Origin of the sequence: Delftia lacustris, assembly GCF_040267515.1 — a bacterium.
GTDB classification, from domain to species: Bacteria; Pseudomonadota; Gammaproteobacteria; order Burkholderiales; family Burkholderiaceae_C; genus Comamonas; species Comamonas tsuruhatensis.
The window spans coordinates 988,081-1,002,243 of sequence record NZ_CP141274.1 but is presented as its reverse complement, the minus strand read 5'-3'; the positions used below and the strand labels follow the sequence as shown (position 1 = coordinate 1,002,243).

14 protein-coding genes are annotated in these 14,163 nt (G+C 68.1%); 8 read left to right on the top strand and 6 right to left on the bottom strand.

Annotation, left to right across the window (positions count from 1 at the left end; genetic code table 11):
* Nucleotides 1-24 precede the first annotated feature (24 nt).
* From U6958_RS06050 to U6958_RS06020, 7 genes are all read left to right on the top strand, one after another.
* Nucleotides 25-945 carry a LysR family transcriptional regulator gene (locus U6958_RS06050; protein ID WP_016452669.1) on the top strand — a complete coding sequence of 307 codons (921 nt, stop codon included), beginning with the start codon at nucleotides 25-27 and terminating at the stop codon, nucleotides 943-945.
* 291 nt (nucleotides 946-1,236) lie between these two features.
* Nucleotides 1,237-2,079, top strand: coding sequence for an N-acetyltransferase (locus U6958_RS06045; protein ID WP_047327859.1), 843 nt, complete (start codon nucleotides 1,237-1,239; stop codon nucleotides 2,077-2,079).
* Complete coding sequence (locus U6958_RS06040) at nucleotides 2,076-2,597, top strand: phage tail protein (RefSeq protein WP_074922404.1); 522 nt, start codon at nucleotides 2,076-2,078, stop codon at nucleotides 2,595-2,597. Before U6958_RS06045 ends, U6958_RS06040 begins: the two co-directional genes overlap by 4 nt.
* An 18-nt stretch (nucleotides 2,598-2,615) precedes the next feature.
* A complete protein-coding gene (locus U6958_RS06035; protein WP_074922405.1) occupies nucleotides 2,616-3,116 on the top strand; it encodes a phage tail protein in 501 nt (166 codons plus the stop codon).
* 28 nt (nucleotides 3,117-3,144) lie between these two features.
* Nucleotides 3,145-3,687, top strand: a complete 543-nt coding sequence (locus U6958_RS06030) for a phage tail protein (RefSeq protein WP_046241789.1) — start codon at nucleotides 3,145-3,147, stop codon at nucleotides 3,685-3,687.
* Between the two features lie 29 nt (nucleotides 3,688-3,716).
* The gene (locus U6958_RS06025; RefSeq protein WP_074922406.1) at nucleotides 3,717-7,976 is read left to right on the top strand and encodes an IPTL-CTERM sorting domain-containing protein; all 4,260 of its coding nucleotides are present in this window, start codon (nucleotides 3,717-3,719) and stop codon (nucleotides 7,974-7,976) included.
* 97 nt (nucleotides 7,977-8,073) lie between these two features.
* The gene (locus U6958_RS06020) at nucleotides 8,074-8,283 is read left to right on the top strand and encodes an oxidoreductase-like domain-containing protein (protein WP_017405213.1); all 210 of its coding nucleotides are present in this window, start codon (nucleotides 8,074-8,076) and stop codon (nucleotides 8,281-8,283) included.
* 23 nt (nucleotides 8,284-8,306) lie between these two features.
* Here the strand turns inward: U6958_RS06020 and U6958_RS06015 are convergent, their stop codons facing one another.
* The 4 genes from U6958_RS06015 to U6958_RS06000 form a co-directional block, all read right to left on the bottom strand.
* Nucleotides 8,307-8,777, bottom strand: coding sequence for a RidA family protein (locus U6958_RS06015; RefSeq protein ID WP_012207603.1), 471 nt, complete (start codon nucleotides 8,775-8,777; stop codon nucleotides 8,307-8,309).
* Nucleotides 8,778-8,845: 68 nt separating this feature from the next.
* Nucleotides 8,846-9,661: an ABC transporter permease gene (locus U6958_RS06010; RefSeq protein ID WP_065347664.1), complete on the bottom strand. Its 816-nt coding sequence runs from the start codon at nucleotides 9,659-9,661 to the stop codon at nucleotides 8,846-8,848.
* A 5-nt stretch (nucleotides 9,662-9,666) separates the two neighbouring features.
* Nucleotides 9,667-10,506 (bottom strand): ABC transporter permease, encoded by an 840-nt coding sequence (locus U6958_RS06005; protein ID WP_074922407.1) that lies wholly within the window; start codon nucleotides 10,504-10,506, stop codon nucleotides 9,667-9,669.
* Between the two features lie 6 nt (nucleotides 10,507-10,512).
* Nucleotides 10,513-11,373, bottom strand: coding sequence for an ATP-binding cassette domain-containing protein (locus U6958_RS06000; protein ID WP_074922408.1), 861 nt, complete (start codon nucleotides 11,371-11,373; stop codon nucleotides 10,513-10,515).
* 145 nt (nucleotides 11,374-11,518) lie between these two features.
* On the opposite strand from U6958_RS06000, the gene U6958_RS05995 reads away from it, so the two are divergent.
* Nucleotides 11,519-13,303, top strand: coding sequence for a monovalent cation:proton antiporter-2 (CPA2) family protein (locus tag U6958_RS05995; protein ID WP_074922409.1), 1,785 nt, complete (start codon nucleotides 11,519-11,521; stop codon nucleotides 13,301-13,303).
* Between the two features lie 33 nt (nucleotides 13,304-13,336).
* On the opposite strand, the gene U6958_RS05990 is transcribed toward U6958_RS05995, so the two are convergent.
* Together U6958_RS05990 and U6958_RS05985 are read right to left on the bottom strand one after the other, a co-directional pair.
* On the bottom strand, nucleotides 13,337-13,726 hold the full coding sequence (locus U6958_RS05990; RefSeq protein ID WP_012207608.1) for a VOC family protein: 390 nt from the start codon (nucleotides 13,724-13,726) through the stop codon (nucleotides 13,337-13,339).
* Nucleotides 13,727-13,792: 66 nt separating this feature from the next.
* Nucleotides 13,793-14,146 carry an energy transducer TonB gene (locus tag U6958_RS05985; protein WP_016452677.1) on the bottom strand — a complete coding sequence of 118 codons (354 nt, stop codon included), beginning with the start codon at nucleotides 14,144-14,146 and terminating at the stop codon, nucleotides 13,793-13,795.
* Nucleotides 14,147-14,163: the final 17 nt, after the last annotated feature.

Here is a 14,163-nt window from a genome sequence, read left to right as displayed (position 1 = left end):
TTTCGATTTTGGAAGAATGTCACCATGACCCTCAAACAGCTCGAAGCCTTCTACTGGGCCGCCACCTGCCTGAACTTCAGCGTGGCCGCCGACCGCGTGCACCTGTCGGTCTCATCGCTGTCCAAGCGCATTGCGGAGCTGGAGGCCTCACTGGGCGTGCAGTTGTTCGACCGCAGCGGCCGCGCCGCCGAACTCACGCCCCAGGGCGAGCAGCTGCTGCCGCGCATCCGCGAGCTGCTGCACGGCGCCGCCCAGCTGCGCGAGGCGGCGGGCCGCAGCGTGGGCCTGCAGGGCCGCTGCCGCATCGGCTTTGGCGAACTCAGCGGCCTGACCTGGCTGCCCCGGCTGGTGCAGAAGGTGGCCGAGCTGCACCCCGACCTGCAGCTGGAGCCCCACACCGACATCGGCCAGGTGCTGGAGCAGCGCATCGTCGATGGCGAGCTGGACTGCGTGGTCATCGCCGGGCCATCGTCGCGCAGCAGCCTGGCCTTCGAGCAGGTCGCCCAGGTGCGCTTCGTCTGGGCCGCCAGCGACGACTTCATCGCCCGCGCCGGCACCGGCCTGCCCCGGCGCCTCGTGCGCGAGCAACTGCTGATCGCCCTGCCCACCGGCTCGGGCGCCACGCGCACGCTGGACGACTGGCTGGGCCGCCACGGCCTGGCCGTGGAGCGGCGTCTTTCCTGCAACAGCTGGGGCGCCGTGGTGGGCATGGTGGTGGACGGCCTGGGCTTCACCTACATGCCCGAGCAATGGGCCCTGGCCCTGCAGCAACGCGGCCGCCTGCGCGTGCTGGACGGCAGCGCCGAGGCCGCAAAGCACAGCGCGCTGGCCCCGCTGACCTACACCGTGCAATGGCGCCGCGACGATGCCCGGCCGCTGATCACGGAAATGCGCGAGATCATCCGCAGCGTGATCGATTTCCCGGCGCCGCGCTGTTTGAGTTGAATATCACTGATTTCAGGGATATTCAAAATAGCAATCCTGTAGTATTTAAATGAAGAATCAATATCAATAATAAGCAACATCAATGCATTGATAGGGCATTGTCAATTTCAAATATCAATCGATTCAGTTACTTCCCTATGGGAACACTCATCCTCCGCATGAATTTCTTGGCATACTGAAAATCCTTTCTCAAAGAAATTTGACAATCCTTTGCAAAACCTGCCTATGATTTAACAACTCTTTTCAATTATTCCCGTCTGGAACTCCTGCGTCTCCAGTCGATTTCCATTCATGAGCACTGCGCCTGCACATACCAGTCTCCGCAGCCCTCACGCCGAATCCTGCGGTGCGCTGGCGCTTCAACCCATTGGTTCCGGCGACGAAGCCGCTCTCCTGGCCATCTTCGCCTCCACACGCGAGCAGGAGCGCGAACAATTCGGCTGGCCCGAGGAGCAATGGAATGCCTTCATTCGCCAGCAGTTCATGGCGCAGCACACCCAGTATTCGACGGCCTACGCCAACCCCAGTTTCGATCTGGTGCTGCGCGATGGCGAGATAGCGGGCCGGCTGTATGTGGACCGCAGCCCGCAGGAAATCCGCGTGGTGGATATCGCCCTGCTTCCCAGGCACCGTCGCCAGGGCGTGGGGCGGCAGTTGCTGCAGGCTTTGACGGATGAGTCAGATGCCCTGGGCATTGACCTGGGCCTGCATGTGGAGAAGAACAACCCCATCCTCGGTCACTACCAGCGCCTGGGCTTTGCCACCGAGGCCGATCGCGGCGTGTACTGGTATATGCGCCGCGCGCCGCAGCCTGCGCGCATGCCCGGCCTTGAGGATTTCACCGGCCTGGTCGGCACCGATTTCGCGTTGCATCTCCCCGGTGCCGCGCCCGTGGCGCTGCGCCTGGAAACGGCCACGGTCACGCAGGGATTGCTGGCCTCGCGCTGCTCGCTGCGCTTCAAGGGGCCTGACATCGGCCGCCCGACCCACGACACCTACCTGCTTTCCCACGAACGCCTGGGACGCTTTGCTCTGTTCCTGGGGCCCGTCGTGGATGCGGAGCCGGGGCAAACCAGCTACCAGGCACTCATCACACGCATGAACACGTCGATCAAGGAGGAGGAGACGCCATGAGCGAGGCATACATTGGAGAAATCCGTCTTTTTGCGGGCAACTTTGCCCCCCAGAACTGGGCACTGTGCGACGGCAGGCTGATTGCCATCAGCGAGAACGAAGCACTCTTCGTGCTGCTGGGTACCACCTATGGCGGCGATGGCGTCACCAACTTCGCACTGCCCAACCTGCAGGGCCGGCTTCCTATTGGCCAAGGCCAGTTGCCGGGCGGGAGCAACCGCATTCTGGGCCAGCAGATGGGTGCGGAAGTCGTAACGCTGAACATCAACCAGTTGCCCGGGCACACCCACCAGTTCTCGGCGGCCGGCGCCGCCAGCACCAGCAAGCCACAACAGCAGGTACCGGCAGCCGTCACGGGGTTCAACCTCTACGCCCCCTCACCCGCAACGACTGCCGCCACCCTGGGACCCAGCTCGGTGCAGATCGTCGGCGGCGGGCAGCCGCACAACAACGTCATGCCCAGCCTGGTGCTGAGCTACATCATCTGCCTCTTGGGCATCTTCCCCAGCTTCACATAGCACGGACAGGAGCATTTCATGGACCCTTTTCTCGGAGAGATCCGCGCATTCGCCTTTGGCCAGGTCCCAAGGGGCTGGCTGCTGTGCAACGGAGCGATTCTGCCGATCAGTACGAACCAGGCCTTGTTTGCGCTGCTGGGCAACCGATACGGCGGCAATGGCTCGACGAACTTCGGCCTGCCCGATCTGCGTGGTCGCACGCCCATTGGATACGGTGGCGGCGTTGTGCTCGGCTTGATCGACGGTACGGAAAACGTCACGCTGACCCCCAGCCAGATGCCCCAGCACACCCACCAGCTGCTGTCCAGCGCTGCGGTGGCCACCACCAATGTCCCCGGCGGCAATGTGATGGCCGAGGCCACCAATGGCCTGTCTGCCTATGGCGCGCCCACCAATTCCTTCATGGCTGCCACCGCCGTGGACATCAGCGGCGGCAGCCAGCCTCACCAGAACATGCAGCCCTCGCTGGTCATCAACTGGTGCATCGCCAGCTCCGGGATCTTCCCGCCCCGCAACTGAACAAGCCTCCCCCCAAGGAAACATCCATATGGCAGATCCCTTCTACGGCGAGGTCCGCGCATTCGGCTTCTCCTTCGCTCCTGTCAACTGGGCCTTTTGCGCAGGCCAGACCATACAGGTACAGCAGAATACAGCGCTTTTTGCGGTCATCGGAAGCCGGTTCGGCGGTAACGGAACCACCAATTTCATGCTGCCCAATCTGCAGGGCAAGGCCGCCATGGGCGCCGGCACGGGACCTGGACTGAGCTTCCGCGACATCGGTGAAACCATGGGCACAGCCACCGAAACGCTGACCCTTGCGCAGATACCGGCGCACAGCCACGGCATCAGCGCCCAGGGCGCCGGCGCCACGGCGGCCACCCCCAGCGGCAACTTGCTGGCGCAGGGCATGCAAGGCGTACCGCCCCGGGGCAGCGCCAGGCCCACCTATGCAGCGGGACCGGCCACTTCGGCCATGGCGCCGACAGCGCTGCTGCCCGTCGGCGGCAACCAGGCCCACAGCAATATGCAACCCGTTCTGGCGCTGAATTTCTGCATCTGCCTGTACGGCGAATTCCCCGTCAGGCCCTGACGTTCTTCCACCTCCAGCCATTGCCCGCCATGCCCACCAACCACACCCCCAGGCCCAAGTCCGCTTCACGCATGCTGTCCATGTGGTTTGCGTGGTTCATAGGGTTGGTGATGGCACTGGCGGCTCCGGCCCATGCCGCAGTGACTTCGGGGATCATCGGCTTCGGGACCGGCGCCGCCTCTGGCTACCCTGCGGTCACCTCGAACTACAACGGGCTGGACTTCATCAGCGACTGGTCCTATTTCGCTGAAGTGGACCTGACAACAGGCACTCCGGGGATCGTCACCTCTGGCGATGCGATCACAGCCACCGCCCTGGACGGCAAAGCCCGCATCATGGCAGTCAATGGCACGGACCGCTTCAGCCTCGCCCAGGTGCGCATCTTTGCGTACGGTGACATGACTTCATTCACGTTCACCGGCTATCGGAGCGGCAGCCCTGCACCTGGCGCAGTCGTGAACGTCCCCAGGACGCCCGAAATGACCACGCAATTCGTCACGGTCAGCCTCGGCGCATTGGTGGACGTGGATGAAGTGCGCGTGTCCAACAACGGCGCCACGGAACCATTCAACTTCGCCTTCGATGATCTGGCCGTCGATGTCTATCCCCCAGCCACACCCACGGCGACGGCGCTGTCGCCCGCGAGCGGCCTGGCCGCTGGCGGATATCCGGTCACCATCACCGGTGCCAACTTCACCAACGTGATCGACAGCCCCATCGTGACCGCCGTGAGCTTCGGCGGCACGCCGGCGACCAGCTTCACGGTCGACAGCGCCACCCAGATCACGGCCACGGCACCGGCAGGATCGGGCACGGTGAACGTGACCGTCACGACGGCAGGCGGCACCAGCGTCACTACCGCAGCCAATCAGTTCACCTATCTGCCCGCGCCCACGGTGACATCCGTCTCGCCCAACTTTGGCCCGCAGGCTGGCGGCACCAGCGTGGTCATCACCGGCGCCAACCTGTCCGGCGCCACCGCCGTGCTATTCGGCGCGACAACCGCCAGCTATGTCGTCAACAGCGCCACCCAGATCACCGCCACCTCGCCTGCGGGTACAGGCACTGTCGATGTGCGCGTCACAACGACGGGCGGCACCAGCGCCATCAGCGGGGCCGATCAATTCAGCTACCTGGCAACGCCCACGATCACCAGCATCACGCCCACGGCAGGCCCGCAGGCGGGTGGAACGATGGTCACCATCACGGGCACGAACTTCATCGGCACCACGGGCGTGAACTTCGGCGCCTCGGCAGCGACCGGCTTCACGGTCAACAGCGCCACCAGCATCACGGCCACGGCGCCGCCCGGAACGGGCACGGTGGACATCCGCGTCAGCAACTCCGTCGGCACCAGTCCCGCCGTTGCCGCTGACCAGTTCACTTATGTGGCGGCACCGTCGGTCACCTCCATCTCGCCCACGGCAGGTCCCACCGGCGGCGGCACCACGGTGACCATCACCGGTACCGGCTTCGCCGCAGCACCTGGCACCGGCGCCGTGCGCTTCGGCGCCGCGACCGCCACCTACACCGTCAACAGCAACACCCAGATCACCGCCACCGCGCCCGCAGGCAGCGCCGGCACGGTCGATGTGACGGTGACCACGGTGGGCGGCACCAGTGCCACCAGCGCAGCCGACCAGTTCACCTATGTGCCCGCGCCCACGGTGACTTCCATCTCGCCCACCAGCGGCCCGACCAGTGGGGGCACCACGGTGACCATCACCGGCACCAACTTCTCCGGCGCCACGGCCGTGACATTCGGCGCCACGGCCGCCACAGGCTTCACGGTCAACAGCGCCACGCAGATCACGGCCACAGCGCCTGCCGGCACGGGCACGGTAGACGTGCGCATCACCACCGTGGGCGGCACCAGCGCCACCAGTGCGGCCGACCAGTTCACCTACGTGGCCGCACCCACGGTGACTTCCGTCTCGCCCACGGCAGGGCCCACCGCAGGAGGAACCTCGGTGGTCATCACCGGTACCAACCTCTCCGGCGCCACGGCCGTGACCTTCGGCGCCACGGCCGCCACGGGCTTCACGGTCAACAGCGCCACGCAGATCACGGCCACCGCGCCTGCAGGGTCGCCGGGCACGGTCGATGTGCGCGTCACCACGACTGGCGGCACCAGCGCCACCGGCGCGGCAGACCAGTTCACCTACGTGGCCACGCCCACGGTGACCTCCATCTCGCCCTCCAGCGGCCCGCAGGCAGGCGGCACCACGGTGATTCTTACCGGCACCAACCTGGGCGGCGCCACGGCCGTGACCTTCGGCGCCACGGCCGCCACGGGCTTCACGGTCAACAGCGCCACGCAGATCACGGCCACCGCGCCTGCAGGGTCGCCGGGCACGGTCGATGTGCGCGTCACCACGACTGGCGGCACCAGCGCCACCGGCGCGGCAGACCAGTTCACCTACGTGGCCACGCCCACGGTGACCTCCATCTCGCCCACCAGCGGCCCACAAGCGGGCGGCACCACGGTGACCCTGACCGGCACCAACCTGTCCGGCGCCACGGCCGTGACCTTCGGCGCCACGGCCGCCACGGGCTTCACGGTCAACAGCGCCACGCAGATCACGGCCACCGCGCCTGCCGGCACGGGCACGGTCGATGTGCGCATCACCACCGCAGGCGGTACCAGCGCCACCAGCGCGGCCGACCAGTTCACCTATGTGCCTGCGCCCACGGTGACTTCCGTCTCGCCCGCAAGCGGTTCTTCGATTGGTGGCACCACGGTCACCCTGACCGGCACGAACTTCACCGGCGCCACGGCCGTGACATTCGGCGCCACGGCCGCCACGGGCTTCACGGTCAACAGCGCCACGCAGATCACGGCCACAGTGCCTGCAGGATCGGCGGGCACGGTCGATGTGCGCGTCACAACGACCGGCGGCACCAGCGCCACCAGCGCGGCCGACCAGTTCACCTATGTGGCCATCACGGTGACGCCCGCGACGCTGGCCGGCACGCCCAAGGTAGGCGTCTCGTTCAGCGAGACCCTGACCGCCAGCGGCGGCGCAACGCCCTACACCTTTGCAATGGCCGGCGGCAGCACGCTGCCCACAGGCCTGTCGCTGTCGCCCGCCGGGGTGATCAGCGGCACGCCCACGGCGGCCGGGGCCTTCAGCTTCACGGTGCAGGCGACCGACAGCAGCAGCATCAGCGGCCAGCGCACCTACAGTGGCAGCGTGGCGGCAGCCACGGTGGTGCTGACGCCTGCAGCTTCCACGCTGCCGGCCGCCACGCTGAACACGGCCTATGCAGGACAGACCTTCACTGCCAGCGGAGGCACGGCGCCCTACACCTACGCCAGCAGCGGCACGCTGCCGCCGGGAATGACGTTCAACGCCAGCACCGGTGTTCTGAGCGGCACGCCCACCGCGGCGGGAAGCTTCACCTTCACCATCACGGCCACGGACTCCTCCACGGGCACGGGTGCTCCGTTCACCTCGGGCAGCACCAGCTACACCCTGGTGGTGAACTCCACCAACGCCGACCTCAGCGCCCTGGCACTGAGCAGCGGCACGCTCGCACCGGGCTTTGGCGCAGGCACCCTGGCCTACACGGCCACCGTGCCCAACACCAGCAGCACCGTCACGGTGACAGCCACCGCAGCCGATGCGGGCGCCACGATCCTGGTCAACGGCGCAGCGGCCTCCACCCCGGTGGCGCTGAATGTGGGCAGCAATACCGTGTCCATCGAAGTCACGGCGCAGGACGGCACGACCAAGAAAACCTATGTGGTGACAGTGACGCGCGAGGCCAGGCAAAGCGCCTCGGGCTCGGGTGTGGATCTGGGCATTGCCAACAGCAGCCCCACCTGCACGCTGACTGCGGCCAACTTCACCTCGCCTTCTGCCGTGGCCGGCTCGCTGGGCCCGCTGCCGGCGGCCTTCACCTACCCGCAGGCCGCCGTGGACTTCACGGCCAAGCAGTGCGCCCCCAGCAGCACGCTGACCGTGACCCTCACCTTCACGTCCCCCGTGCCCGCCAACGCGCAGCTGATGAAGTACGACGCCACCGCAACGCCCAAGTGGCAGCCCTTCACGCCCACCATCAGTGGCAACCAGGTCAGCTACACCATCGTGGACGGCGGCCTGCGCGATGACGACAAGACGGTCAACGGCGAGTTCGTCGATCCCGTCATCCTGGCCCTGCCTGGAGCCCCCGCAGGAGCGCAGAGCATCCCCACGCTGGACCGCTGGGGCCTGCTGCTGCTGTCGCTGATGGCGGGAGCCGCCGGCTTCGTGGGCATGGCACGCAGGCAGCGCGCCGGACGTTAAGACGCGTCAACAAGCAACCCGCGCTGCTGCATGTCGGCAGCGCGGGTTTGCTTTTGGTGCTCTACAGAAAGCCCCTTGGCGCGAGACAATCGCCCCCATGACCACCGCGCCGACTCCCGTTTCCGCAGATCCCGCCGCCTCCGCCGACCCCATGCCCCAGCCGCCCGAGCAGCCCGACCTGGACGCCTGCTGCGGCAATGGCTGCGACCCCTGCATCTTCGACAGCTATGACCTGGCCATGGACGAGTACCGCCAGGCGCTGCGAGCCTGGAAGGCGCGCAACGAAACGCCGGCGGGCCAGGGATAGGAATAGGGATAGGGGTAGCGCGATCAGTCCACGCGGGCGATCAGGTCCAGCTCCACGGCCGCACCCTTGGGCAGCTGCAGCACGCCCACCGAAGTGCGCGTGTGGGCACCCACGGGGCCCAGCACCCGGGCGATGAGGTCGGAGGCGCCATCGGCCACCTCGCTTTGCTGGGTGAAATCGGGCGCCGAGCGCACATAGACGGTGATGCGTGCAACGGCGCGCACGGCATCGAGCGAGCCGGCCGCGCGCTGCACGAAGGCCAGGGCCCGCATGGCGCAGATGGCGGCGGCCGTTCTGGCCGATGCCAGGTCGATCCCGGCGCCGACCGTCCCCACGTAGAGCACTTCATCGCCCACGCGGGGAATCTGCCCGCTGACGAACAGCTGCTGGCCGTCGCGCACGACGGGGCTGTAGTTGCCGCCTATCTTGATCTCGCCATCGAAGCGGTGGCCGAGCTCAAGGGCGGCCTGGGCGAAGCGTTCATCTGCTGTCATGGTCTGGTGTCCGGAGTAGGGCAAGCGCGCAGTCTAGAGCGTGTGGTGCACCGGCGCCTGCGGCGGCTTCAACTGCCCGTGGACGCGTAATGCCTCACCCCCATGCGCCAGGCGCCCGAGGCCAGCCAGAGGAAGGCAAAGCCGGCCAGCGGCGAGACCCAGCCCAGCCAGGCCGGCGCGCCCAGCGGGTCGGGCTTGCCCAGCACGGCCAGCGCCGGATAGTAGGCCACGCAGGCCAGCGGCACGGCGAAGGTCAGCAGGCGGCGAAACCACTGCGCGTACAGGGCCAGCGGGTACTGGGCGGCCTCGACGCTGCCGTAGCTCAGCACATTGGCGGCCTCCAGGCTTTCCACGGTCCAGAACGAGAGCGCCCCCTGCAGCACCAGGATGCCCAGGAACAGCGCCACGCCGCCCGCCACGGCGAACAGCGCCACAGCGACGGCCTGGGGCGTCCACGCCACGGCGCCCTGGGCCGTGGCAAAGCCCAGCACCATCAGGCCCTGCAGCAGGCGGCCCAGGCGGCTGATGCGCACGTCATGGCCCATGAGCTGCAGCCACACGGGGCGCGGACGCAGCAGCAGGCGGTCGAAGGCGCCGGTGCGCAGGAACTGCGTGCCCAGCACGTCGAAGCCCCGGCCCAGCGCATCGGCCAGGGCGAACATGCAGTTCACCAGGCCATAGAACACGGCCACTTCGCCGATGCGCCAGCCCTGCACCTCGCCAAAACGGTGGAACAGCGCCCAGACGGCGATGACCTCGATGCCCGTGACCAGGAACTGGCCCAGGGTCAGCATCAGCGCCGAGGCCGGGTAGCGCGCCTGCCCGCCCAGCGAGGCCAGCGCCAGGCGCAGGAACATGGACAGCGATCCTTTTTGCTTGGCCATGGCGCTCACCCGCCCTGCACTTCGAGGCCGCGCATGGTGCGCGCCATGGCCACGCGGCCCAGGGCCACGATCACGGCAATCCACAACACCTGCAGCGCCAGGCAGGCCAGCATCTGCGCGCCGGCCATCTGGCCGAAATAGATGCGCGCAGGGATGTCCATCACGCCCGCCAGCGGCTGCAGCAGCAGCGCGGCCTGCCAGGCGTCGGGCATCAGCGCCAGCGGCAGCAGGTTGCCCGACAGCACGATGACCACGGGCGCGGCCAGCGTGTTGATGCCTTTTTCATTGAGCGCGGCGGCAGCGGCAACGTTCAGCAGCATGACCAGTGCCGTGGACAGCAGCAACGCCAGCAGCATGGAGGCGGCAAAGCCCAGGCCTGCGGCCCAGCCGGCCGGCGGCTGCCAGCCCCAGGCGCCCAGCCCCGTCAGCGGCAGGGCCAGCCCTGCAAACGCCACCATCAGCGCCACGCGCGGCAGCACGCGCGCGGCGATCCAGCCAGCCGAGCGCACGAACCACAGCGCATAGGCATCCACGGGCCGCAGCCGGTCATAGGCGATGGCGCCCGTGCGCACGGCCAATGCCACGTCGGGGTCGCCGCTCCAGGGCAGCAGCGCGAACAGGCCCTGCGCCAGCCAGGTGTAGGTGATGGCGTGCTCCAGCGAGATGGGCGCGCCGGCCGATGCCGAGGCACTGCCGTAGAACGCCGCCAGCACCATGGTCTTGATGGCGCCCCACCAGCACTGCGTGGCAAAGCCCGCGTAGGCGGCCGTGCGGTACTGCAGCATCACCAGGAACCGCGATGCAAAGGCCGCCACATAGGGGCGCAGGAGTTCACGCAGCGTCATGCCGGCTCAGCCTTCGGCCGCTCCGTGCATGGCGTAGAAGCGGGCGATCACGGCCTCGATGGCCATGTCTTCTCCATTGCCTTCGCCATCACCACCTCCACGATCCTCGCCCTGCGCTGCCACCACCTGGGCGCGCAGCGCATCGACCGCGCAGTCGGCCAGCACGCGGCCATGGCCGATGACGATCACGCGCCGCGCCAGCGCCTCGATGTCGTGCATGTCATGCGTGGTCAGCAGCACCGTGGTGCCGCGCTCGCGGTTGGCGCGCAGCACGAACTCGCGCACGGCCAGCTTGGAGGGTGCGTCCAGGCCGATGGTGGGCTCGTCCAGGAACAGGATCTCGGGCTCGTGCAGCAGGGCCGCGGCGATCTCGGCGCGCATGCGCTGGCCCAGGGACAGCTGGCGCACGGGCTGGTCCAGCACGCGCTCCAGGTTCAGCAGCGCCACCAGCTCGTCGCGCGTGCGCCCGTAGCGTGCGGGATCGACGCGGTACAGGTCGCGCAGCAGGTTGAAGCCATCGCCCACGGGCAGGTCCCACCACAGCTGCGAGCGCTGCCCGAAGACCACGCCGATGCGGCCCACATGGCGCTGGCGGTCGGCGAAGGGGTCGCGCCCGTCCACCTCCACGCGCCCGCCATCGGGCCGCAGGATGCCCGACAGGATCTTGATGGTGGTGGACTTGCCCGCGCCGTTGGGGCCGATGAAGCCCAGCAGCTCGCCGCGCTCCAGTGCGAACGACACGCCATCCAGCGCCTGCACCGTGCGATGGCGCGGATGCACCAGCGCGCGCAGCGCACCCATCACGCCGGGGTCGCGCTCATGGATGCGGTAGGTCTTGCGGAGGTCGTGGACGAGGATCTGGGGCATGGCGCTGGGCGGTGAGGTAAGCGCAGAGGGGGCACAGAGGGGGCGCGATTCTACACAGGACCGGGCTTTGCTATCCTGCGCGCAAATTCGCGGATGGAAATCCGCCTTGCCGCACGCACGCACGCACGCACAAAGGAAACACAACATGGCCGCTGAAGGCAATGCAAGCCAGCTCGTAGGAATCGTCACGCTGCTGGGGGCCGCCGTGGTGGCCGTGCCGCTGTTCAAGCGGCTGGGCCTGGGCGCCGTGCTCGGCTACCTGGCCGCCGGGCTGGCCATAGGCCCCTACGGGCTGGGCCTGGTGACGGACGCGCAGACCATCCTGCACGTGGCCGAGCTGGGCGTGGTGATGTTTCTCTTCGTCATCGGGCTGGAGATGAAGCCTTCGCACCTGTGGGACCTGCGCGGCCAGATCTTCGGGCTGGGCAGCCTGCAGGTGGTGGTGTGCGCGCTGCTGCTCACGGGCGTGGGCATGGCCTTCGGCTTTCCGTGGCAGGTGGCCTTCGTGAGCGGGGCGGGCTTCGTGCTGACCTCCACGGCCATCGTCATGCAGGTGCTGGCCGAGCGTGGCGACATCCTGGCGCCGCGCGGCCAGCGCATCGTCTCCATCCTGCTGTTCGAGGACCTGCTCATCGTGCCGCTGCTGGCCGCCGTGGCCTTTCTGGCGCCGGCCGATGCGGCGCCCGTGGCCACCTCGCCCCTGTGGCAACGCGCGGGCGTGGCCCTGCTGTCGCTGGGCGCGCTGGTGGGCGCGGGCCTGTGGCTGCTGAACCCGCTGTTCCGCATCCTGGCCAAGGCCAAGGCGCGCGAGGTGATGACGGCCGCCGCGCTGCTGGTGGTGCTGGGCGCCGCCCTGCTGATGGAGATGGGCGGCCTGTCCATGGCCATGGGCGCCTTCGTGGCGGGCGTGCTGCTGTCCGAATCCTCGTTCCGCCACCGGCTGGAGGCCGATGTGGAGCCCTTCCGCGGCCTGCTGCTGGGCCTGTTCTTCCTGGGCGTGGGCATGGCGCTGAACCTGGAGGTGGTGGCGCTGAACTGGCGCATCGTGGGCATGGGCGTGGTGGCGCTGATGCTGGGCAAGGCGCTGTGCATCTACGCCGTGGCCCGCGTGGCGCGCAGCAGCCATGCCGATGCGCTGGACCGCGCCATCCTCATGGCCCAGGGCGGGGAGTTCGCCTTCGTGCTGTTTGCCGAGGCGCTCAAGCTCAAGGTGCTCAGCCCCGAGGTGCATGCCAACATGACGGCCATCGTCGTGATGTCCATGGCCATCACGCCGCTGGTGGTGCTGCTGCACAAGCGCCTGGCCGGCGGCCAGGCCGTGTCGCTGGACGGCGTGGAGGCGCCGCAGGACCTGCGCGGCAACGTGCTGGTCATCGGCTTCGGCCGCGTGGGCCAGATCGCCAGCCAGGGGCCGCTGGCGCATGGGGCCAGGCTGTCCATCATCGACAACGACCCCGACGTGATCCGCAACGCCGAGCCCTACGGCTTCAAGGTCTACTTCGGCGACGGCGCGCGCGCCGACATCCTGCATGCGGCCGGCGCCAGCCATGCCAGCGCCATCCTGGTCTGCGTGGACAGCAAGGCCGCCGCCACGCGCATCGTGGAGAACGTGCGCCACGAATGCCCGCACGCCCGCCTCATCGTGCGCGCCTATGACCGCGAGCACGCGCTGGAGCTCATCCAGAAGGACGCCGACCATGTCGTGCGCGAGAGCTTCGAGTCCGCCCTGCTCATGGGCCGCCACGCCGTGCTGGCCCTGGGCGCCACCGAGGACGAGGCCCGGACGCTGGAGGCAGAAGTGCGCGGCCGCGACACCGAGCGCTTTGCGCTGGAGACCGCCGGCGGCACCTTTGCGGGGCGCGCCCTGCTGCTGGGCAACATCGAGCGCATCGATCCGCCCCGGCACGACAAGCCCACCGCCAGGGACTGAGCGCGAAAGGGCCGCAGGGGCCGCAGGCCCCGCTCAATGCCGCTGGTTGATCTGTATGAGATTGCCGCAGGTGTCGTCGAACACCGCAATCGTGACCGGCCCCAGATGCGTCGGCGGCCTGGTGAAGCGCACGCCGGCCGCGCTCAGGCGCTCGTACTCGGCCTGCACGTCGTCCACGCCGAAGAAGGTGGCCGGCACGCCGTCGGCATGCAGGGCGGTCTTGAACGGCCTGGCGGCCGGGTGCATGTCGGGCTCCAGCAGCAGTTCCACGCCATCGGCATCGCCGGGCGATGTCAGGGTGAGCCAGCGCGCATCGCCGCCCATGGGAATGTCGTGCTTGAGAACGAAGCCGAGCACGTCGCGGTAGAAGGCCAGGGCCTTGTCCTGGTCATCGACGAGCACGCTGGTGATGACGATCTTCATGGAATGCTCCTTGTGTCGCTGCGCAGGGCACGCACCGGGTACACACCTGCCACCACCGGCATGCCGCTATTTCAGCAGGAAGGTGACGGGCACGCGCGTCCACATGCTGTCCGGCACGCCGTCGCGCGTGCCGGGGACAAAGCGCCACGTCCGCACGGCGTCCAGCGCCTCCTGGTCGAGCAGAGGATAGCCGCTGCTGTCTGCCACATCCACGGCCAGTGCCTTTCCGCTGGCGCCCACCAGAACCCGCAGCACCACCTGGCCTTCCTGCTCCAGCCGCCTGGCTTCCTTGGGATAGGCCGGCATCTTGTTCTCGCTGGCCTGCCTGTCGGGCACAGGCTGCACCACGCCTGCCGCAGCCGGGCCGCCGGCCAGCAGGCCCAGGGTCAATGCAAGGATGGCGCAGCGCATGCGGGGCATTCGGAAGGCTCCTGGAT

Coding starts and splice junctions, on each gene's coding strand:
- U6958_RS06020 (WP_017405213.1), top strand. CDS start 8,074: ATGACCACCGCGCCGACTCCCGTTTCCGCAGATCCCGCCGCCTCCGCC.
- U6958_RS05995 (WP_074922409.1), top strand. CDS start 11,519: ATGGCCGCTGAAGGCAATGCAAGCCAGCTCGTAGGAATCGTCACGCTG.
- U6958_RS05985 (WP_016452677.1), bottom strand. CDS start 14,146: ATGCCCCGCATGCGCTGCGCCATCCTTGCATTGACCCTGGGCCTGCTG.
- U6958_RS06000 (WP_074922408.1), bottom strand. CDS start 11,373: ATGCCCCAGATCCTCGTCCACGACCTCCGCAAGACCTACCGCATCCAT.
- U6958_RS06005 (WP_074922407.1), bottom strand. CDS start 10,506: ATGACGCTGCGTGAACTCCTGCGCCCCTATGTGGCGGCCTTTGCATCG.
- U6958_RS06035 (WP_074922405.1), top strand. CDS start 2,616: ATGGACCCTTTTCTCGGAGAGATCCGCGCATTCGCCTTTGGCCAGGTC.
- U6958_RS06045 (WP_047327859.1), top strand. CDS start 1,237: ATGAGCACTGCGCCTGCACATACCAGTCTCCGCAGCCCTCACGCCGAA.
- U6958_RS06030 (WP_046241789.1), top strand. CDS start 3,145: ATGGCAGATCCCTTCTACGGCGAGGTCCGCGCATTCGGCTTCTCCTTC.
- U6958_RS06010 (WP_065347664.1), bottom strand. CDS start 9,661: ATGGCCAAGCAAAAAGGATCGCTGTCCATGTTCCTGCGCCTGGCGCTG.
- U6958_RS06050 (WP_016452669.1), top strand. CDS start 25: ATGACCCTCAAACAGCTCGAAGCCTTCTACTGGGCCGCCACCTGCCTG.
- U6958_RS05990 (WP_012207608.1), bottom strand. CDS start 13,726: ATGAAGATCGTCATCACCAGCGTGCTCGTCGATGACCAGGACAAGGCC.
- U6958_RS06040 (WP_074922404.1), top strand. CDS start 2,076: ATGAGCGAGGCATACATTGGAGAAATCCGTCTTTTTGCGGGCAACTTT.
- U6958_RS06025 (WP_074922406.1), top strand. CDS start 3,717: ATGCCCACCAACCACACCCCCAGGCCCAAGTCCGCTTCACGCATGCTG.
- U6958_RS06015 (WP_012207603.1), bottom strand. CDS start 8,777: ATGACAGCAGATGAACGCTTCGCCCAGGCCGCCCTTGAGCTCGGCCAC.